This is a genomic window from Dyadobacter ginsengisoli DSM 21015 (assembly GCF_059568735.1).
In genome coordinates this window covers 431,002-452,185 of sequence record NZ_JCANTY010000004.1, presented here as the reverse complement: position 1 = coordinate 452,185, position 21,184 = coordinate 431,002, and the positions used below count along the sequence as shown (strand labels likewise).

General features: G+C 49.7%; 14 protein-coding genes. 8 read left to right on the top strand and 6 right to left on the bottom strand.

Annotated features, from left to right (window positions below; translation table 11 throughout):
- Positions 1 to 575 precede the first annotated feature (575 nt).
- The 5 genes from BP71_RS16990 to BP71_RS16970 all read left to right on the top strand — a co-directional run bounded on the left by BP71_RS16990 (position 576) and on the right by BP71_RS16970 (position 8,067).
- Positions 576 to 3,779 (top strand): SusC/RagA family TonB-linked outer membrane protein, encoded by a 3,204-nt coding sequence (locus BP71_RS16990; protein ID WP_496381272.1) that lies wholly within the window; start codon positions 576 to 578, stop codon positions 3,777 to 3,779.
- A gap of 11 nt (positions 3,780 to 3,790) precedes the next feature.
- Positions 3,791 to 5,272: a SusD/RagB family nutrient-binding outer membrane lipoprotein gene (locus BP71_RS16985; protein ID WP_496381270.1), complete on the top strand. Its 1,482-nt coding sequence runs from the start codon at positions 3,791 to 3,793 to the stop codon at positions 5,270 to 5,272.
- Between the two features lie 18 nt (positions 5,273 to 5,290).
- On the top strand, positions 5,291 to 6,034 hold the full coding sequence (locus BP71_RS16980) for a BT_2262 family domain-containing protein (RefSeq protein ID WP_496381268.1): 744 nt from the start codon (positions 5,291 to 5,293) through the stop codon (positions 6,032 to 6,034).
- An 11-nt stretch (positions 6,035 to 6,045) separates the two neighbouring features.
- On the top strand, positions 6,046 to 6,552 hold the full coding sequence (locus BP71_RS16975) for a lipid-binding protein (RefSeq protein WP_496381266.1): 507 nt from the start codon (positions 6,046 to 6,048) through the stop codon (positions 6,550 to 6,552).
- A gap of 171 nt (positions 6,553 to 6,723) precedes the next feature.
- Positions 6,724 to 8,067, top strand: coding sequence for an amidohydrolase (locus BP71_RS16970; protein WP_496381264.1), 1,344 nt, complete (start codon positions 6,724 to 6,726; stop codon positions 8,065 to 8,067).
- Here BP71_RS16970 and BP71_RS16965 read toward each other — a convergent pair whose 3' ends face one another.
- The 6 genes from BP71_RS16965 to BP71_RS16940 all read right to left on the bottom strand — a co-directional run bounded on the left by BP71_RS16965 (position 8,068) and on the right by BP71_RS16940 (position 15,523).
- Positions 8,068 to 8,868 (bottom strand): SDR family oxidoreductase, encoded by an 801-nt coding sequence (locus tag BP71_RS16965; RefSeq protein WP_496381262.1) that lies wholly within the window; start codon positions 8,866 to 8,868, stop codon positions 8,068 to 8,070.
- Between the two features lie 9 nt (positions 8,869 to 8,877).
- Positions 8,878 to 9,810 (bottom strand): S66 peptidase family protein, encoded by a 933-nt coding sequence (locus BP71_RS16960; protein WP_496381260.1) that lies wholly within the window; start codon positions 9,808 to 9,810, stop codon positions 8,878 to 8,880.
- Between the two features lie 18 nt (positions 9,811 to 9,828).
- Positions 9,829 to 10,155, bottom strand: coding sequence for a DciA family protein (locus tag BP71_RS16955; protein ID WP_496381258.1), 327 nt, complete (start codon positions 10,153 to 10,155; stop codon positions 9,829 to 9,831).
- A gap of 61 nt (positions 10,156 to 10,216) precedes the next feature.
- Positions 10,217 to 13,180 carry a serine hydrolase domain-containing protein gene (locus BP71_RS16950; RefSeq protein ID WP_496381256.1) on the bottom strand — a complete coding sequence of 988 codons (2,964 nt, stop codon included), beginning with the start codon at positions 13,178 to 13,180 and terminating at the stop codon, positions 10,217 to 10,219.
- Between the two features lie 185 nt (positions 13,181 to 13,365).
- Positions 13,366 to 14,508: a chromate efflux transporter gene (chrA, locus tag BP71_RS16945; RefSeq protein WP_496381254.1), complete on the bottom strand. Its 1,143-nt coding sequence runs from the start codon at positions 14,506 to 14,508 to the stop codon at positions 13,366 to 13,368.
- A 58-nt stretch (positions 14,509 to 14,566) separates the two neighbouring features.
- Positions 14,567 to 15,523 carry an isopenicillin N synthase family dioxygenase gene (locus BP71_RS16940; RefSeq protein ID WP_496381252.1) on the bottom strand — a complete coding sequence of 319 codons (957 nt, stop codon included), beginning with the start codon at positions 15,521 to 15,523 and terminating at the stop codon, positions 14,567 to 14,569.
- 173 nt (positions 15,524 to 15,696) lie between these two features.
- Between BP71_RS16940 and BP71_RS16935 the strand changes: the two genes are divergently transcribed.
- From BP71_RS16935 to BP71_RS16925, 3 genes are all read left to right on the top strand, one after another.
- A complete protein-coding gene (locus tag BP71_RS16935) occupies positions 15,697 to 16,284 on the top strand; it encodes an RNA polymerase sigma factor (protein ID WP_496381250.1) in 588 nt (195 codons plus the stop codon).
- 92 nt (positions 16,285 to 16,376) lie between these two features.
- Entirely contained in the window at positions 16,377 to 17,516 is a 1,140-nt protein-coding gene (locus BP71_RS16930) for a FecR family protein (protein WP_496381248.1), read from the top strand.
- 165 nt (positions 17,517 to 17,681) lie between these two features.
- Positions 17,682 to 21,179: a TonB-dependent receptor gene (locus BP71_RS16925; protein WP_496381246.1), complete on the top strand. Its 3,498-nt coding sequence runs from the start codon at positions 17,682 to 17,684 to the stop codon at positions 21,177 to 21,179.
- Positions 21,180 to 21,184 lie beyond the last annotated feature (5 nt).

Here is a 21,184-nt window from a genome sequence, read left to right as displayed (position 1 = left end):
GTGCAAATGTTAAAGATGGGCGCCTTTCATTGAGTTTTTCGCAGCAGATAGATAAAAATGCACGGCGTATGATCAAAAGAGCCTGCTCTGTAACGGGTATCGTATACGCAGATACTGTCGAGAATGAATCTAAATAAATGATTATTGAACCGAGTGTAGCTTTTGGAATATTCCGGTGGGCAGAATTTCTAATAAATATTTGGATTATTTCAATATTGTGTATATATTAAAATAAATTTTATGACAAGAAAAGAAGCTGTTTGAGCGAGCAAAATGGGGATTTTTCGTGTAGGTTTATTTGTAGTAATTGTTTGAATTGTTTGAAAAATATGTAAGAAATAGTGCGTGTGGTTGCAAATTTGATCATGATCGGGGCGAAAAGCGTGAACTTCTAACAAATACGTTTATGGGGGTATTTTTGTCATAATCGCTAACAAATTGACAATGAAAGTTGATTTGTGCCAAATTATATTCTGGGTATTGAATTGACCGCCGTTGTAATTGTTTGAAACAACATTTAGTTTTGTAACCTTGACACAATTATTCTCTATTTAAACAAACTTTAAATCCTTTGTATGAGAAAGTTTCTACTGTATCTAATCTTAGGGTGCTTATTGATTCCTGGCTGGCAGGCCTATGCCCAGGATAAACAAGTATCGGGAGTTATTACTGCTGACGACGGAAGTGTCCTCCCTGGTGTAAACGTCTCACTTAAAGGGACTACCAGGGGTATTACTTCGGACGTCGACGGTAAGTATTCAATCTCCGTCCCTTCCTCCGGAACGCTGGTTTTTTCCTTTGTGGGATACATCACCCAGAGCGTCGCTATCGGTTCCAAGACAACCATCAACGTCACGCTCGTTTCGGATACCCAACAGCTGGGTGAAGTGGTCGTGACCGCCCTTGGTATTTCCCGCGAGCGGAAGTCGCTGGGTTACAGCACCGCCACGATCGCCAGTACTTCCATCACAGAGGCCCGTAATACCAGCCCTCTGGATGCACTTAACGCGCGCGTGCCCGGTCTTTCTGTGAACACGGCATCCGGTGCGCCCGGCGCTTCCACGGTACTGAACATCCGTGGTTTCAACTCGGTGACCGGTAACAACCAACCCCTTTTCGTGATCGACGGGGTGCCGATGAACAACCGCGGTAATACATCCTCTACCAATGCGCAAAACAGCAACGACGACTTCAACCGTTCGATGGACTTTGGTAACCAGATGAACGATGTCAATCCGAACGAAATCGAAAGCATTACGGTGCTGAAAGGCATTTCGGCTTCCGCCTTATACGGTAGCCGTGCTGCCAATGGCGCTATCCTGATTACAACCAAAAGAGGGAAATCGGGCAAAACTCAGGTCGATGTATCGTCTTCCTTTGCCCAATCGACCATTTTGCGTGTCCCGCACCTGCAAAACACTTACGGACAGGGATGGAGCGGGTTGTTTGACCGTATCGAAAACGGCTCATGGGGACCTAAACTGGACGGACAGCCAAGACTTTGGGGTAATGTAGTGGACAATTCGCAAATGCTGAAGCCGTTCTCGGCGCAGGAAGATAACATCAAAGATTTCTTCGACAAAGGATATGAATGGAACAACAGCATCGCAGTGTCAGGGGGTACCGAAACTGCCAACTACCGCGTGGCTTATTCCAATGCAACCGCCGACGGTGTTGTGCCAACCAATGCCGACTCGTACAAGCGTAACACATTGAGTTTAAACGGAGGTCTGAAGCTGGACAAGTTTTCTGTGAACTCGAATATCAATTACGTGCACAAGAACCAGAAAGCCGTTGCGACCGGTCAGGGCGACGACGCGGGCGGCGGTAAAGTCTTATGGCAGGAAATGATCCAGATCCCGAGAGACCATTCTATTGTGGATTCGAAGGCTTTGCTGGATCCCAACAGTCCTTTCTATAAGTTCATGACGCTGGATAATTATTTTACACCATACGCTCAGAACCCATACTGGACACTGTACAACCAGGGTAATAACTACGACGAAGACCGGATATTCGGAAATATCGAATTCGGCTATCAGGTGTTTCCAAGCCTGGGTGTTAAATGGCGTGTAGGCGGAGACTATTCCGATGCATTTCAGAAAGACTGGGGTAATGTCGGAAGAATTACCGACGGAACGCCGAACAGTACAGCGAACGACGTGTTTGGTAGCGTGTCACAACTGGCGAGAGGAAACAGGCAGTTCAACAGCGACCTCATCTTCGACTTTAAGCACAACTTCGGATCACGTTTCGATATACAGGCTTTTCTGGGCCATAACATCAACGAAAGGACTGCACAGACCAACTTTGCGAAAGTTACAAACCTCGATTTGCCGGGATTCTATAGTCTGTCGAACAGTTCTGTAACGCCACAAACATTTGCAACAACCAGCAAACGTCGTCTGGTAGGTGTGTTCGGTTCGGCTACATTCGGTTTCGACAGCTGGTTGTACCTGACTGTCGGCGCACGGAATGACTGGAGTAGCACGTTACCCAAAGGCAGAAATTCTTACTTCTATCCAAGCGCCAGCATCAGTGCAGTATTGTCAGAAGTTTTCAAACTGCCGGCTCAGATCCCATTCGTGAAAGTGCGCTTCGCAGCAGCATCTGCAGGTAACGATGCGGACCCATATCAGATCTATTCGGTATATGTTCCGGGTACGGTCCGTGCAGGAGGTTTCGGGAACATCAACTTTCCATTCGGAAACGTGAATGCCTACGAAGTTTCCAACAATCCAGGAAACCTGGCATTGAAACCTGAAATTTCGCAGGAATATGAAGGAGGTCTTGAACTGGGCTTCTTTGGAAGAAGGGTAGGTCTGGATTTGAGCTACTATAACAAGCTGACCAAAAACCAGATCATCAGCCTCAACCTGGAACCGGCAACAGGGGCAACCGCACAGACAGTCAACCTGGGTAGCGTAAGAAACAAAGGGGTTGAACTTGCTTTGAACCTCATACCGGTTCGCACCGAGAAGGTAGAGTGGGGGTTGACATTCAACTATAACAAGATATGGAACGAAGTTGAATCGCTTGGTCTGGAGGGTGGCTCGGGTAACATTCTGCTAAACAGCAGCTACAATGTGAAACTGCGCGCCGTCGTAGGCAAGCCGCTGGGTGCAATCTACTCTCCGGATGCACAGCGTGATCCCAACGGGAACATCATAGTGAACCCTGAAAACGGAGTGCCATTGGTGAGCTCGGAGGAGACCTACCGTGGCTCTATCAACCCGAATTATACATTGGGCTTGTCTACTTACGTGAGTTATAAAGGATTCAAATTCAGCGCGAACGGTGATTATCGTAATGGCGGTGTATTCTACTCCTACACAGCCCGTCTGAACTACTTCAATGGAAATGCCTATAACTCGCAGTACAATGACAGAGAGCCATTTGTGGTGCCAGGTTCAGTGGTGAAACAAGGGGAAAGCTATGTGACCAACACGACGCCGGTTTCCCGTGCAGATGTGTTTACATACTATGGGGGATCCACTTCGGCAAACGAGTATAACCACGTTGTATCGAAAACATTCTTCAAACTTAGAAATGTATCGCTGAACTACACTGTGCCAAAGAGCGCGCTGGCAAAATTGCCTGTCCGCGGAGCATCTGTAGGTATTTTCGGTCGTAACCTCGTGTTGTGGACTCCGAAAAGCAACCATTATGTAGATCCGGAAGCCAATACGTTCGGAACCAGCCTCAAAAACCTGTATGGTGAGTTTGCTGCTGGTCCTTCCACTGCGACGTACGGTGTTCAGTTAAATTTATCATTCTAATTAGGCTTCAAATGAAAAGTTTTATAAAAAATAGTGTGTTGCTGCTTGCAGCACTTTCACTGGGATCCTGCAACGACTGGCTAGATGTTAACGAAGATCCCAATAACCCGACGAACGTAGCGCCGGAGTTTGTTCTCCCCGCTGCGCAGGCATCAGTCCTGGCGGTAGTAGGTGGTGATTTCGCGATCATCGGCGGCCTTTGGTCCCAGCACTGGACGCAGTCGAATGCAAGTTCGCAATACAGGAATATCGATTCCTATGACCTCAATCCGTCCGACTACAATGTCGCCTGGACCGAGTTATATGCAGGTGGTTTGAATGATTTCGAAGATGTGAAGATCAAAGCTACTGCGACCGGTAACAATAATATGGTATTGCAGGCGGTAGCCGTTCAGAGCTATGGTTATCAGATGCTGGCAGACTGGTTCGATAAGATTCCATTGAGCGAAGCACTTCAGGTGGAAACCAATAAGGCACCGAAGTATGACGAAGGCCCGGCCGTTTATGCCGAGCTGATCAAAAGGCTGGATGATGCAGTGGCGCTTGATTTCAACAATGGTAAATCGACTGCAGTGGCTTCCGACCTGGTGTATGGAGGACTGAGTGCTGCGGATCAGATCGATCAATGGAAACGATTTGCAAATACGCTGAAGCTGAAACTGTACCTTCGGCAAACCGCCAGCGCAAATTCGGCACAGGCTATTGCGGCAATTAAAGCGATGCTGGATGCGAATACACCGTTGCTGGAAGATGACGCTGCCGTTACCAAGTTCGTGGACGAGCCTAACCGCAGCAATCCATTGTATGAAAATAACGTGCGTCAGCTGAATACAGGAACCAACCTTCGTTTGAGCCGTACGTTGCTGTCATATCTTCAGGCTAATAATGACGATGCCCGGCTGAATGCCTATTTCACACCGGGAGCAAGTGGTCAGGCCGGATTAATCCAGGGTGATTTTAATAACACCGCGATCGCACCTACTGCATCAAGCGTGGCAAAAATGACTGCTACTGATCCCTTCTATTTCTTCAGTATCGATGAGGTCTATTTCATGCTGTCGGAATCTTACCTGCGTATTGGCAACGATGCCAAGGCTAAGGAATTCTATGACAAAGCGGTTCAGGCAGCTTACGCCAAATTCAAAATCACTTTTGACCCCAAAATGATTGCACCCGGTGGCGTTTATGTATATCCGGCAGCGGGTAATATGGAAGCTAAACTAAAAGCGATCATCTATCAGAAATGGGTGGCGATGTTCCGCCAGGGACATGAGTCATTCTGGGATCAGGCACGTACGGGATATCCTGAAAAATCGCCGGTGGCAGTGACGGATAATAAATACGTTCCGGGGCAATGGACTTCGTCTGCGACAGCTGTGACAGAAGGGAAAGTGTTACCTAAGCGTATTCCCTATACGGCTGCGTCCCGGGATGTGAACGCAAATACCCCGGCCGCCGTACCGGTTACACAGAAGATTTGGTGGATGAAATAATTCAAATCAACAGCAACAATGAAGAGATTAATTCAATATATAGCGGTAGCATTCATCGGAGCGGTGGGTTTATCGTGTGAGGAAGACAAGGTTACGGAAGGTATTTCGGAGATAACCTTTTTCCCTGACTTTGACTATAAAGGAGAAAGTACAATTTTCTCAAAATGCGGCGCCCCCTTTGCGGACCCTGGCGTAACAGCCACGGAGCAGGGAACGTCTATTCCCGTCACGACCAGTGTCTCTTCATTGATCAGCGGAGGATCGCTGACGGCCGTTCCCGGAACAGCCGATCGGTACACGATTACGTACACGGCGGTCAACAAGGATGGTTATGATGCCACTGCGACACGGACTGTCTGGCAGGTGTGTACAGGAGACCTTAAGACTTCCATCGAAGGGTTGTATACCTCAACAGTTTTCAGAAACGGAACGTCTGGGGCACAATACACCAATATGCAGTATGTACTGATCCGGAAAAAGCCCGGTACTGAAAATACATACCAGGTATCTGATGCGATAGGTGGATGGTACCAGCTGGGAAGGGCATTGGGGGACGCTTATTTGGCGCCTGGGCTTGAAATTACGGTGAATAGCATTCCTAAGAATGACTTCAAATTCGGAGGTGCACCTCAGGTCCTGACTTTCGGCGGTGCGGTTACTCCGAAATCTCTCACTGTAAATCCTGATACCAAAACATTGGTTTTGACCACTGATTGGGACGTCTACAATTTCGTGGCCACTCTGAAGCAAGTATCATTTTAAACCAGAATCAGATGAATAAGATATTAGGATATTTAGCAATTTTTACGATCGGTGTTTCTCTGTCGGCCTGTGACCTGGGTAGCGAGCCGGCGTTGGAAGGCACTAAGTTGCAAGCTATGTGCGGCGAGTGGTGGGTACAGGTATACTCCGGGGGCGAAGACCAGGAGCTTGGGTATCATTTGATCACTACCTCTAACACTGCCGAAAATAATGAGACGGATCTCATTTTGGACGATCACGGCATGCTTACGGATTACGACTATCCCCCGCTCAGAGTGGTGTCAAAAGTGAGCCTCGCAGGTCTTGCCTTCAACAATGCACCAGATCTGGCAAACCTGAATGCTGGTAAGAGCGCAGTGACAATTATCGAGGGTAAGATCATCAAAAATGCGACCACTACTACCGGAGGCAACAAGGCGGATTCAATTTACGTGAAATTTGAGTTCAAGGCCGTTCCGGGAGAGCAATACGAATATGCAGGCTACCGGCGTACCGGTTTCCGCGAGGACGAGCATTAATACGCATTCGATTGGTTATTTTGAAGGCTCTACCCACTGCGGGTAGGGCCTTTTTTTGCTAAGATGTGAAGGATAGCGCTCTTATTGGGTGGTACGATCGGGAAATCATTTTGGAACCCAGGATTATGTTTCCGATCTTGAAGGGTTCTGATTTTACATTTTTCTTTCAATATGAGAATTCCCTTTACGAAACCTGTTTCAAAGAAAGTACTGAATGCTTCGTTCGTGGCCCTGTTGCTAAGTGGTTCCGGACAGCTGGTATTCGGGCAGTCGCCATTGTCGAAGTCGATTGACCAGAAAGCACCGGCGCTGGAAAGAAAGCTTGTTGAATGGCGCCGGGATTTTCACCGGAACCCGGAGCTGGGCAACAGAGAGTTCAAGACTGCCGAAAAGGTCGCCAATCACCTCAGGCAATTAGGTATTGAAGTGCAGACAGGGATAGCACACACAGGCGTCGTGGGTATCTTAAAGGGCGGGAAACCGGGTCCCGTGGTGGCGCTTCGTGCCGATATGGACGGCTTGCCGGTAACAGAACGCGTTGATATTCCTTTCAAATCAGCCGTTACAACCGACTATAATGGCCAGAACACGGGTGTTATGCATGCGTGCGGGCATGACACACACATCGCGATCCTGATGGGAGTGGCAGAAGTGCTGGCTTCGGTGAAAAACGATCTGCCCGGGACAATCAAGTTTATCTTTCAGCCTGCCGAAGAAGGTGCTCCGAAAGGGGAAGAAGGCGGTGCCGAGCTGATGGTGAAAGAGGGAGTTCTGGAAAACCCCAAAGTGGATGCCATATTCGGCCTCCATATCGATTCTCAAATCGAAGTGGGTAAGATCGCCTACCGCCCCGGGGCGACCATGGCGGCGGTCGACTTTTTTAGTATCGACGTGAAAGGGAAGCAAACCCATGGCGCTTATCCCTGGTCGGGGGTGGATCCGATCGTGACTTCCTCACAAATTGTGAATGCATTACAAACGATCGTGAGCCGCAACCTGAATCTGACACAGGCTCCGGCAGTGGTCACGATAGGAGCTATTCATGGCGGAGTAAGGCAAAATATCATTCCGGAGTCTGTCAAAATGATTGGGACCATCCGGACATTCGACGAAGGCATGCATTCGTATGTGCATAAGCGTCTCAACGAGATTTCGAGCCATATTGCCGAGAGTGCGGGAGCCACAGCATCCGTCGATATTGATGTGATGTACCCGGTGACCTATAATGACGTACCGCTGACGGAGAAAATGATCGGAACACTTGAGAATGTCGCCGGCAAGGCGAACGTGAATTTGATACCGGCGAAAACAGGTGCGGAAGACTTTTCATACTACCAGCAAAAAGTCCCGGGCTTCTTCTTCTTCCTGGGTGGTATGCCTAAAGGGAAAAACGTGGCGGATGCCGCACCGCATCACACGCCAGACTTCTACGTAGATGAAGGCAGCCTGGTACTCGGAGTTAGGTCCATTGCCCGCCTGGCTACCGATTATCTTGAAAAAAACAAAGCCAAATAGCTATTCCGGAATGTTCTTCCTGACCTGATCGAACAACAGGCTCGGGAAGAACCTTTTGAGATAAATAGCCGCTACTTCTTTCAGGCCACCTATATAGATCTCCTTTTTGTCTTTCCTGACAGCTTCCAGGATTTTATCCGCGCAAACATCGGCAGGAATACCCTTCTCCTGGTTGGTGTCCATTTTTCCAAATTTGGCACCGGATGCACTGAGCGCATTGAGCGAAATATTGGTTCGGATGTAGCCGGGGCAAATCGTGGTTACCTTGATGTTGTGCTGATAGCCCTCGGCACGAAGCGAGTCATAGAACCCCTGCAATGCATGTTTGGCGGCATTGTAGCCTGAGCGCATAATGGTGCCGATCTTCCCTGCGACACTGCTCATGACAATGAAATGCCCGGATTGCTGCGCGATCATGTAGGGCAGTACGGCCTTGGTTATCGCGACGGTGCTGAAAAAATTGACATTCATGAGGTTTTGATAAACCTCTAATTCTGTGTCGTTGATGTAGGAGCGCTGGCTCACACCCGCATTGTGGACCATGATGTCGATGCGTTCGAAATGAGCGATCACCTTTTCTGCTGCTGGTTTGGCCTGATCGAGCTGGGTGACGTCCATCGGAAGCACCAATACGTCGGAATCGGGCAGGGAGGTTTGTTTTTTTACCCTGTCGAGCTCTTCTTCACGCCGCGCGGTCAGTACCAGTCGTGCTCCCTCTTTTGCGAAGGCCATGGCCAGTGCTTCCCCAATGCCGGACGACGCGCCGGTTATCCAAACGACTTTATTCTTGAAATTTGTCATAACAGTAAACTACGCAACCGGGGAATGTTGTACAAAGCGGAGTTGTGCCGCGTCAGTGGTTACTTTCAGGGAAGCTATCATCCCGACACCCATCGCCCGGTTGTCGCTCACGTGGCCGACGGGGAAATCAAAGCAGACGGGATAGTCGAATCCGGCGATATGTTCATGGATGATTTCGAAAGAATTCTTGCCAAATGCAGGGCTGCTGTTGTCTTTCATGTCCGTAAACTGCCCCGCGATCAGTCCGGCGAGCTTCGCTAGCTTGCCCGACCGTTTCAGTTGGATCATCATCCGGTCCAGGTTGTAAAGATATTCGTTGATGTCTTCGATGAAGAGGATCTTGCCATCGGTATCCACCTCCGTTTTCGAGCCGATCAGATGCGTGAGCAGGCAGAGGTTACCACCTACAACCGGTGCGGAGACTTCGCCGGGGCGGTTCAACGGATGGCCAGCCACAGTGTATTCAGGTAATTTGCCGAACAGCATCTGCCGGAGTGATTCGGCTGCCAGATCGGCCCCATCGGTCGTGATCGATTTCGCCATGGGTGCGTGGATGCTCGCATAACCCAGCTGATAAGCCCGCGAAAGAAAGGCGGTCAGATCGCTGAAACCAACTATCCATTTCGGATTCTCTGAAAAACGCGCAAAATCAAGTCTGTCGACAATTCTGGAGCAACCATAGCCGCCCCGCGCCGCGATAATGGCTTTCAGGGAGGGGTCATCCAGCATTTGCTGTACATCAGCAAGCCGTTCCTCATCTGAGGCAGAAAATTGATTGAAAGAAGTTCTCAAAGTCTTCCCCTCTACTACATCCAGGCCCCATTGATCTCGGAAAAGGTTAATTCCCGGGACAAGGTCTTCGTACTTTACAATGCTGGCGGGAGCAACAATCCCGATGCGGTCACCAGGTTGGAGAAAAGGAGGAAATTGAATGGGATTCATGCAGGCTGGTGTGGCTCTTTAAACAAATATCACATCCTGCACCAGCGCACTACCCATTTCGCGGTTGATCAGCTCTATGATTTTGCTTTTCGCGCGGAACAGTTCGTTTCTCAGCGGTGCGGATTCGATTTGCAGGAAAAGGGTGCCGTCTTTAATGTAAACCTTTTTGGTGCGGGTGGCAATAGCCGAACCCATGATCTTGTCCCAATGTGCAACGACATAGGATTGGTCGAAACGATTACGCAGCTTATATCTCTCGAGCATCTGGTCGATCGCGTCCTTCAATGGCGTAACACCGGGCCGCCGGGACGCTTTTTCCTTGTCAAACCGATAGAATTGTGCCATAACCGTGTTTCGTGAGTATTACAAAGGTAGCAAGATCAGGGTTCGTCGCCAGTAAACGCCGTTACTTTTTTAATAGCTGCTCGTAGATCACATCCATAATCGACGTCCGGATGTTCATCGTCGATATCTTGTTATTTTCCCGTGTCGGGTACACGCGGTTAGACAGGAATACATAATTCAATCCCCACGCCGGATCAGCCCAGGTCATGATTCCCGTGTAACCCGTATGCCCGAAACTGGACGGACTGGCGTAGCGGGGCGCATTGCCCGAATATTTGAATGTAGGTTTGTCGAAACCGATGCCGCGACGGCTTCCCTCTTCCGGGTACTGGTAGCGTGTAAATTCGATCAATGCATCCTTGCTCAGCAATTGCTGTCCCCCGTAGTAACCATCCTGAAGATACATTTGCCACACTTTCATCACGTCGTTGGAGGTCCCGAAAAGGCCTGCATGACCGCTTAATCCCCCCAGCATGGCCGCGGCTTCGTCGTGTACCTGGCCGTGGAGCTGCGTCATCCGGAAAAAGGTGTCGCGTTCGGTAGGCACGATGTCTTCCAGTTTATAGAACCGCTTGGGGTTGAACGTCAATGTGTTGGCGCCCAGCTTGTGGTAGTAGTGGTTTTTGATATAGTCCTCAAAATTTTCACCACTCAGATACTTCACAATTTGCGGGTACAGAATGAATGAGAGGTCGCTGTACACATAACCCTCTTTCTCGTTCAGCGGGGAGTCGCGGATCGATTTGAATATGGTTTTGTCATAATTCTTGAAAATAAAAAGGCTGTCGCCAACCACCGACGTCGGGTATCTCCTGGATCGTTTTGTGCTGAAAGTCTTCTTTTTCCAGCTGCCATCTGCATTCTGGGCTTCTTTCCAGAGCACGATGAAAGCTTTCAGGCGAGCGCTGTGCGTCAATACGCGTCTCCATGGCAGGTCCGCCTTATTGGAATTCTTGAAATCGGGCAGGTAATCCTTCATGGTAGCGTCCAGATCAAACTTTTTCTGATCCCAGAGGCTCATTAATGCCAGAGTCGATGCAGTGATCTTGGTAACGGAAGCGAGGTCGTACAGATCCGTGAGTTTTACAGGCCGGCTGCTTTCGTAAGTATGCTTTCCATATGCTTTGCGGAAAAATACTTTCCCATCCCTGGCTAACTGCACTACACAGCCGGGAGTCGCTTTTTGGGTGACCGCCGCATTAGCTATCGAGTCGATTTTAAATGTAATGATTTTCGAGTCCAGCCCCAGTTCTTCCGGAATGGTGTATTTCAAACGTCCAAGCGCCGGCGTTTCGATTCCTGCATTATAGGGGAACTGTGTATTGACGGTTACGGGAAGTTTCCCCTTTGCCGGGATCGCCCCAAAAATAAGCTGGGCCGACAAATCCTGGGTGTAAGGTGTGAGCTGATAGGCCATTACCAATGCTTTCGCGTCGTCGGTTTTAGGCATTTTATTCAATGCATACGGATTTCCGAAAACAGATACCACGGCTTTTTTCGTGGCAATCAGTTCCTGTAAAACGGTACTCATTGGTTCGGTAAGACCGTAATTGGTTCTCGGGGATATGCTGCCGAGATGCACACCGACCAGCAGGAGGTTGTACCCATTCAGTTTGGTTCGTACGGCTTCAATCTGTTCCGGCGTAGCTTTGGCGGGTATCTGGAAATGATCTACCGTTGTGTACAACCCCAGCGTGTTCTGGAAAGTAGTAACGGTATCGGCACCGATCGACACGGACGCGATTTTCAGTGTGTCGAGCTCCCGTAGCGGCAGCAGATTATTGTCGTTTTTGAGAATCGTCAACGCTTTTTCGGTGAGCAAGCGATTGGTCAATTCCGCTGTTTTCGGGTTCAGATCTTCATATAAGTTATTGAGATCGACGGGCTTGTAGTGGTTTAATCCGGCCCAAGCTTTTGCTTCCAGTACCTTGCGGCAGCGGTAATCGATTTCGGCCTGGGTGATTCTACCTTCGGCTATACTCTTTTTGATTTCAGCAATGGATTTTGAAACGTCTTCGGTGAACTCCAGCAGGTCCATTCCCGCTTCCAGGCCCATTGCATCGGCTTTACCATCGGGGAAATATTTCGTTACGCCTTTCATGTTCATGGCGTCGGAATAGATCAGTCCTTCGAATCCGAGCTGGCTACGCAGCAGATTGCTGACGATCGGTTTGGAGAGCGTGGACGGCAGGTTGGGTGTTTTATCCAGAGCGGGGATGCTCAGATGCGCGATCATCATGCCGCTCAGTCCATTATTGATCAATGCGCGAAACGGGTACAATTCCAGCGAGTCGATCCTTTGGGTGGTGTGTGAAATAAGGGGGAGATCGTAATGCGAGTCGGTGCCGGTGTCGCCGTGTCCCGGGAAGTGTTTCGCGCTGGTAAGCAACCCATTGTCCTGCATGCCCTTCATGTAGGCAACTGCTTTTTCAGCGACTTTGTATTTATTTTCCCCAAACGACCGGAAACTGATGACGGGATTGTCAGGATTGTTGTTGACGTCGGCAACCGGCGCAAAATTGATGTGCATACCTAACCGGCGTGCCTGCTTTGCCAGTTGTGCGCCCATTTCGTAAATGAGGTGGTTATCGCCCTGGATGGCCCCGAGGGTCATTTGATACGGATAACGAACGGTGCTGTCGATCCGCATAGCGAGACCGAACTCAGCGTCCATCGCCACCAGGAGAGGTACTTTCGAAATGGACTGGTAGAAGTTAGTAAGTCTGGCTTGGGGAACCGGGCCGCCCTGAAAAAATACGATCCCTCCCACCTTGTTTTCACGGATCAGTTTCTCCACTGCGGCAGGATTGCTCGTTTTAGGGTCGATCAACGCTCGTTTAGTATCTGATACGGCCGCCACCATGATGAGCTGCGCAATGCGTTCATCCGGGGTTAGGGTGGCGAAAACAGAGTCTACCCATTGCCGGTTTTTGTGCAGGAAGCTGGGAGAGGTGCTGATCTGGGCTTGGGAAGTGAATACTTTTAAGAAAAAGATTGTCAGCAAGGTCAGGTAGTGTCTGGTCATTGGGTTTAGGAAACTATTCTGGGAATCAATACTCATTAGCTGCGCTTAAAACTTTTTCGATGAGTTCGAGATCTGCATCCAATCGTCATCTAGTTCCAAAAGCATATCTTCGCTGATTATGTTAGGATTACTTAGTAATCCTAATCAAATATAGCAATGTAATTTCGTTCTCCCGTAAAAAACGGTCAAAACACCAGCCCTAGCAGTAATCCGGCAATGATGATGACATATGAGGGGACTTTCCCGAAAGAGAGGACAACGAGTGTTCCGATGACAGTGACAAGGGGTTGCATGCTGGTCATCATGGGTTGGAAAAGCGAGATCGCGGCGGAGATGGTAAGGCCGCAGCTGGCGGCGTGAATGCCTTCGAGTGACGCACGGATTCCCCGGTAACGTTTGAGCTGGTCCCAGAAAGGGTAGGCGAAAAAGATAAAAAAGGTGCCCGGAAGGAAAATGCCCGCTGTTGCCACAACGCCTCCAACGATCTGTCCCAGCCAGCCGTGGGATTGAAGCGAAACACTTCCGACGAATGTGGCAATGGAAAAGACAGGCCCTGGTACTACCTGCGTGAGCGCCATGCCCGCGAGAAACTCCTGTTCGGTCAGGTAATGTTTGAACTCCACAAACTCGTTGTAAAGAATGGGTATAAGTACCTGACCACCTCCGAAAACGAGGCTGCCGTTGCGGTAAAAGTTTTCAAAAAGCCTGACAGGTAAGGAGTTGGTTATCTTCCCGATGATCGCAGCTACGATCAGTACGGAGATCCAGAAGATAATGGGCCGCCACTTAATCCGGATTTCGGCCTTCTCCATCTTCTCATGTTTCTTGAAATTAAGAGAAGATGCGATCCCACCGCAGACAATGAGCACGGGAGTCATATACGGCGACGGGTACAGATAGGCGAGTATCGTGGAGATGAGCAGGAAAGTCCAGCCCTGGGTGTTGTGAATTACCTTTCGGGCTATGGATGATGCTCCGTACATCAGGAAAGCGACAGCCATCGGGCCTACAAACCGGGTGAAGTCCAGTGATATCGCATTTCTTTCCAGGTAGTGAATGCCAATGGCAGCCAGGATCATGAGTCCCATTGCCGGGAGCGACCACACGAGCAAGGTTAAATAAGCAAGCGGCTGTCCGCCTATTTTCAGGCCGATCGCCGTGACCGTCTGGGTTGAGCTGGGCCCCGGTAACACCGAGCATAATGCCTGTAATTCGAGTAGCTCTTCTTCGGTGATGTACCGCCGCTTGTGCACCAGCCGCTCGATCATCATCATCAGATGTACCTGCGGGCCTCCGAATGCCGTGAGCGACAACAGGAGTATATCCATCAGGTAAATGATGTAACGAAAGCGGCGGATGGGTGGATGAGACAAGCTGTTGGTACTTTTATTTTTTCAAACCGAGCTCCCGCAACCGTTCATCCAGAAATTCGCCGGCAGTCATGTCGGTATAAAGCTTGGGATACTCCGGGGTAATGCAGCTTTCGAGGCTGGCCAGATCCATCTCTGCACGTGGGTGCATGAAGAATGGAATGGAATAGCGCGACGTGCTCATTTTCTCTCTCGGGGGGTTTACGACACGGTGAATGGTCGATTTGAGTTTGTGGTTCGTCAGCCGGTCGAGCATATCGCCAACGTTGACGACGATCTGATCGGGCAATGCGGTAATGGCGATCCATTCGCCATCGCGCCGCAGCACTTCCAGGCCCTCAGCGCTTGCGCCCATCAGCAAGGTGATCAGGTTGATATCTCCATGCGCAGCTGCCCTCACTGCCCCTTCCGCTACGAGTTCGGGGTTTGGGATGGGGAAATAATGCAATGCGCGGAGGAGACTGTCGCCGTTTTTGACCTTGTCTTCGAAATAGTCCTCCGGAAGGTCCAGGTAAATGGCGATCGCGCGGAGCAATGTCTTGCCCGTGTTTTCGAAAGTATGGTACACTTCGAGCGTATACTTTCTGAAATCAGGGAATTCGTCGGGAAAAACATTGGATGGCATTTGCCCGACCGGGGCTGGTTGGCCGACATGGTAGAACTCTTTCAGGTCCGCCACCTTGAATCCCTTGGCGGTTTCCTTGCCTTTACCGATATAGCCGCGCTGCCCAAACAACTCAGGGAACTCATACTTTTTCTTGATCTCGTCCGGCTGCGAAAAGAACTCCTTCACCGAACCATACAGGCTATTCCGGAGTTCGTCGCTCAATCCGTGATTTTTGATGGCTACAAAACCGATGTTGGTGAATGCGGCTCCAAGTTCATCCACAAATTTCTGCTTTCGTAGCGGGTCTCCCGATATAAAATCTGCCAAATCGAGCGATGGGACTTGATTCAATAGTGCTGGTTCCATGTTGATTCCATTTTTGATGCAAAGTAAAAACTATCCGGAGACTTGCCAAGCCTTTCGTTGCACGCCGGGTCAAACTAAAAATAGATAGAACAAAGGGGAGATAATTTATAACTTTAATGGATACTCATTACATTTAAACCCGTTTTGGGGAAACATGCATTGAACTCTACGTTATGACACATACAGAACCGGATCATGATACCTGGATACGCTTCATCTCCGGTGATTCCGATGCGTTCAGCTTGCTTTACGACCGCTATTCCGACGTACTGTATGCATTTGGGCGTCGTTACAGTTCCGATCACGATCTGGTAAAGGACTGCATCCACGATCTTTTTATCGACCTGCACGGATATCGCCGGAACCTGGCCGGGGAGGTCAATGTGAAGTTCTATCTCCTTAAATCATTTCGCAGGAAACTTCATGCTGCACATCGCAAATCGTCCCTGCTGAGCTTCGACCGATGGAGCGGCGACGATTCTTTTGCGATCAATGCATTTTCTTTCAGTATCGAGCAAGAGCTGATCGGTGACGAACGGGAGCGTGAAATCCTGCAAAATCTGGCCGTGGAAATAAACCAGCTTCCCGATCGCCAGCGGGAGATCCTTTATCTGCGCTTTCACCAGAACCTCGGCTACGATGAAATTGCAGCCATCATGCAGATTTCCGTTCCTACCTGCCGGACGTTCATCTACCGCGCGCTCAAACAGCTTCGTGGGAAACTGGAATTCGGGGCTATTTTGTTGATTTTGAGTAGCTAGTTGATTTTTCTTCACTTTTTTGTTAAAAAAAATCATTTCAGGAGTCTATATCTGCTGCATTCTTTTCTCTTGTATTTCAAACAAGCGCTTCCATGAAAAGAAAGAAAGACAAGCAGCGACCCATCTCCGATCATGACCATCTGACCGAAGACGAAAGATTGGCAGGCGAGCGGGCGAGGCTTCTGTTCAAGACCCTCCATCAGGAAACCCTTCACACTTCGGAAAAAGAGCAACTCTGGAACCAGGTAGAAGAGTCCCTCGAGTTGAAAAAGCATAAGTCGTTCAACACCTTCTGGATAGCTATGGCAGCTTCTGTGACCTTGCTGTTGCTTGCTGGAGTTGGTTACATTGTGTTTTATAAGGATACGGCGCAAACAATGCAGCAGGTCGCTTCACGGGCATCAGGCGCAGCGGAAGAAACCAGGCTCATTCTTTCCGACGACCGGTCGGTGAGTTTGCAGAAAGACAATTCCAGCTTGGTTTACAAAGAAAATGGTGCGCTTATTCAGGTTGACTCTTCATCGACAATCGACCAGCAGGTGGCCGGGAATCAGCAATTTAATACCTTGATCGTGCCTTTTGGAAAGCGTTCCGTACTGACGCTTTCGGATGGTACGCGTATTTGGCTGAATTCCGGCTCCAAGCTGGTATATCCATCTCATTTCGACGATTCGCAACGCGAGGTTTATCTAGAAGGACAGGCGTTTTTCTCGGTCACGCATGCCGAGAAACAACCCTTTTATGTACACACCCGGGATATGCGGGTGAAAGTGCTGGGTACTGAGTTCGATGTGAGCGCCTACGACGACGACGGGTATACCGCAACCGTGCTGGCAACCGGCAGTGTGGAGCTCACCATTCAGCGGCAGTCGCTGTTCGGTTCGAAAACTACCCGGATCACTCCGGGCACCCGTGCGGTATTTCACCCGAAGGAAGCAGCACTGAAAACCGGGCAGGTGGATGTGGGGGAATTTGTTTCCTGGAAGGACGGCTACCTGGTGCTCGCGAACGCCCCGTTGGCCGAGATCCTAAAAAAGCTGTCGAGGTACTATCGGGTCGAAATCGAATTGAAAGACCGCCGGCTGGCCAACGTCACTTTTGGCGGCAGACTGGATCTTCAGGACGATATTCGCGGGGTACTGGACGGTGTTTCGGCAGCAACATCGCTCACTTATAAACAACACGCAAACGAAAGGAGGTACGTATTAGAAGAAAGCACTATTAAACCATAAAAAACGGAAGACGCGGCAACGTCTTCCGTTCCTTCACACTTGCCGGCAAGCAAGTGATCCTTAAACTAATGTATCAACAAAAGTCGAATCAAATTTATGAAAAAATTTGACCAGAAAGGGTATTACCCTTTTGGAGAATTATGCCCACCGAAACTGCTGAGGATTATGAAACTGACAGTTCTGCTGTTATGGGTCGGGATGATGAGCGTGCATGCAACGGGCTACTCCCAGAAAAGCAGGATGGATGTCAAAATCCGGAACGGGAATCTGGGCACGCTGTTCAGGCAAATTCAGGAGCAAACAAGTTATCGTATATTTTACAGGGAAGACCTTTTGAAGGAAAAACAGGAAATCAGTATTAATCTGAACCTGAAAAACGAAACTGTGCCGGCTATTCTGAACGCCGCACTGAAAGGGACTGATCTGACGTATAGGGTAATAGGTAAGCAGATCGCGATCTACAAAAAGGAAGCAAACAACGGGGCTGGCCCTGTTCAAAACAACGTTATTCCCGTCATGCCGGAGGTCGTCATCCGGGAGATCACGGGTACGGTACTGGATACGAAGGGCAATCCGTTGCCAGGTGCCACGGTGATTGTCAAGGGGACAGATAAAGGCACGTCGGCAGATGTGAGCGGGAAATTCACCGTCGAAGCGGAACAAGGCGATGTGTTGGTGATTTCTTTCATCGGTTATCTGAAAAAAGAGCAGTCCGTCGGGGCGCAGACGTCGCTAAGCATTCAGCTGGAAGAGGATCTGAACGGACTGGAAGAGATCGTCATCGTAGGATACGGTTCTCAACGTAAGGCTACCATCACCGGGTCCATTGCCACGATTACGACCGAAGACCTGAAACAAAGCCCCACGGCGAGTATTACCAATGCATTAGCGGGACGTTTGCCGGGATTGTTTGCCAATCAATTCGGCGGAGGCGAACCAGGTGTAGACCGCAGCGATATTTTCATTCGTGGGGCGGCCACCTATGGCAATAAGGCGCCGATCGTGATCATCGACGGGCTGGAAAGGAGTATGGATTACCTGGCACCCTCGGAGATCGAATCTTTTACAATTCTCAAAGATGCGTCGGCGACGGCACCTTACGGCGTACGCGGTGCAAATGGGGTCATTCTCATTACGACCCGCCGGGGAAAGGTGCAAGACAAGGCTACGGTGAATTTCAAAGCATCAGTGGGCGTCAACAGGCCGGTCAAATTCCCTACTTACCTGGGTTCGGCAGATTATGCCATGCTGTACAATGAGGCCAGGAGAAATGACAATCCTGACGCCGATCCTTCCACGCTGAACTTGTTCTCGGACCAGGCTATTGCCGATTTCCGGCGGGCCAAAGGCGATAATTCGGACGGCCTCGGTTACAACTGGAACTACTTTGATTATGCGTTCAAGCCGGGCGTTCAGCACGATTACAGTTTATCTATTAACGGTGGGTCGTTGAAGGCCAGGTACTTTGTCCTGGCCAACTATTTTCAGCAGGATGGCAACTACCGGCATACGGACCTGGGGGCAAATAATACGCAAGCCATTTTTAAGCGTTACAATTTCAGATCGAACATCGATATCGACATTACCGATAACTTCTATGCAAAACTCGATATCGGTGCCCGCATTACCGACCGAAATGCTCCCGGAACGCCTGCCAGCCGCATTGTAGAGCTGGCCAACACGCAGCCTTCGTATCTGCCTATCACCGTGGAACCCAACGATGACGCCGCCAACCGGGTTTATCAGATCAATAACCCGCTTGGAATGTTGTACGGCGACCAGATCTACCGGTTCAATATCCTGGGTGAGCTGAGTAGGACCGGCTTCATTAACGACAAAAACACCTACCTGAACGGTTCGTTCGCGCTGGGGCATAAGCTGAATTTCATCACCAGGGGCTTGTCGGTAGAGGGCATGTTTTCCTATGACGCCTCGGACGGCGGCTGGATCAAAAGAGATGTAACGACATATTCGGAAGGCTATCGGGAATATCCCGGTTATGCGACCTTCGTTCCCTCGGCCGGCAGCGATATTTACCGCACGCCCGGGCATTATACAGGCGCTTACAAATCGGGGAACAAGTATGATATTGACCAGACGATCCGGAATGAATTTGAAAAGAAGGATAGCGACAGCCGGTCCTACGTACAAGCCAAACTGGACTACATGCGCAACTTCGGGTTGCATGACGTGGCGGGGATGGTATTGTTCAATCGTTCGAAACGCGTTATCAACAACCAGGTGCCATTCAGCTACCAGGGAGTGACCGCGCGTGCCACATATGGTTACGACGACCGTTACCTGTTTGAGTTTAATGCCGCATACAATGGTTCGGAGAACTTTGCAAAGGGTAAAAGGTATGGCTTCTTCCCGTCGGTAGCGGCAGGATGGGTGCTTACCAAAGAAAAATTCATGACCGGTACCCAGCGCTGGCTGAATAACCTGAAAATCCGTGGGTCCTATGGCCTGGTCGGAAGTGATAAAGTACCCAACGACAAGCGATTTATCTACCTGCAGTACTTCACCCGGAGAGATCACGATTATAATTTCGGGACCGATAATTTTGGTTCAGGTGCCGGCGGCTATTTGCAGGAGGGCGATCTGGCCAATCCTGACCTCACCTGGGAGAAGGCCAGGAAAACCAACATCGGGATCGATGCTACGCTGCTCAAACACCTGACCTTTACACTCGACTTGTTCCACGAGCACCGCTATGACATCATCACGGACATGAGCGGAGGCAATAAGCTGGGTTTCCCGGATATCGTCGGGAAAGATGCGCCGTATATCAATTCGGGGATTGTGAACAATAAGGGATTTGATTTTGAAATCGGCTGGACGGGTGCCATAGGTAAGAACTTTACCTATTTCCTGCGCCCCAATTTCACTTTCGCCAGGAACAAAATCGTTTTCATGAACGAGATTCCCTATGCTTCACCGGGACGGGCCAATACCGGCAAGCGCATCGACGAGCATTTCGATTACATTTTTGACCGGTTTGTCGCCAATCAGGAAGAAGCCAATCAGCTCAACGCAATGAACAACGGCAGTGGTTTTCAGTCATTCGGTACCCTGCGGCCGGGCGATGTGATCTATAAAGACCTGAATGGAGACGGCAAGATCGATGACCTCGGCGACCGTACCGCAGTGGGTAATCCGCGTAATCCGGAGATCATGTTCGGGCTTCCCATCGGCGGACGATTCAAAGGATTTGATTTCAGTGCATTGTTTCAGGGAGCAGCGAGGGCATCAGTGCAGCTCTCCGGAGCAGCCGTTTACGATTTCCCGTTGTTCAACCAGGATAAATACGGCAAGGTGAAACCGATGCATCTCAACCGCTGGACACCTGAAACGGCAGCCACCGCGACTTACCCCGCGTTGCATTTTGGTGATCACAGCAACAACAAGAATAACAACAGTAGTCTGTTTTTGTATAACTCCAGATATGTCCGTTTGAAAACGGTTGAGATCGGATACAACCTGCCCAAGAACACAATCAGGAAAATCGGGATCGACCAGTTCCGGATCTATTTGCAGGGAATGAACCTGCTTACCTGGGATAGGCTGAGTAAGGTAGATATGGACCCCGAAACGAAAGAGGGGAACGGTGACTGGTATCCGATCCAGAAGGTGGTGAATTTTGGCGTCGACATTTCATTCTGATAAAA

Bases quoted from the DNA above. Each gene is read 5' to 3' on its own strand.
- BP71_RS16990 (WP_496381272.1), top strand. From the start codon at position 576: ATGAGAAAGTTTCTACTGTATCTAATCTTAGGGTGCTTATTGATTCCT.
- BP71_RS16985 (WP_496381270.1), top strand. From the start codon at position 3,791: ATGAAAAGTTTTATAAAAAATAGTGTGTTGCTGCTTGCAGCACTTTCA.
- BP71_RS16980 (WP_496381268.1), top strand. From the start codon at position 5,291: ATGAAGAGATTAATTCAATATATAGCGGTAGCATTCATCGGAGCGGTG.
- BP71_RS16975 (WP_496381266.1), top strand. From the start codon at position 6,046: ATGAATAAGATATTAGGATATTTAGCAATTTTTACGATCGGTGTTTCT.
- BP71_RS16970 (WP_496381264.1), top strand. From the start codon at position 6,724: ATGAGAATTCCCTTTACGAAACCTGTTTCAAAGAAAGTACTGAATGCT.
- BP71_RS16965 (WP_496381262.1), bottom strand. From the start codon at position 8,868: ATGACAAATTTCAAGAATAAAGTCGTTTGGATAACCGGCGCGTCGTCC.
- BP71_RS16960 (WP_496381260.1), bottom strand. From the start codon at position 9,810: ATGAATCCCATTCAATTTCCTCCTTTTCTCCAACCTGGTGACCGCATC.
- BP71_RS16955 (WP_496381258.1), bottom strand. From the start codon at position 10,155: ATGGCACAATTCTATCGGTTTGACAAGGAAAAAGCGTCCCGGCGGCCC.
- BP71_RS16950 (WP_496381256.1), bottom strand. From the start codon at position 13,180: ATGACCAGACACTACCTGACCTTGCTGACAATCTTTTTCTTAAAAGTA.
- chrA (WP_496381254.1), bottom strand. From the start codon at position 14,508: ATGGATATACTCCTGTTGTCGCTCACGGCATTCGGAGGCCCGCAGGTA.
- BP71_RS16940 (WP_496381252.1), bottom strand. From the start codon at position 15,523: ATGGAACCAGCACTATTGAATCAAGTCCCATCGCTCGATTTGGCAGAT.
- BP71_RS16935 (WP_496381250.1), top strand. From the start codon at position 15,697: ATGACACATACAGAACCGGATCATGATACCTGGATACGCTTCATCTCC.
- BP71_RS16930 (WP_496381248.1), top strand. From the start codon at position 16,377: ATGAAAAGAAAGAAAGACAAGCAGCGACCCATCTCCGATCATGACCAT.
- BP71_RS16925 (WP_496381246.1), top strand. From the start codon at position 17,682: ATGAAACTGACAGTTCTGCTGTTATGGGTCGGGATGATGAGCGTGCAT.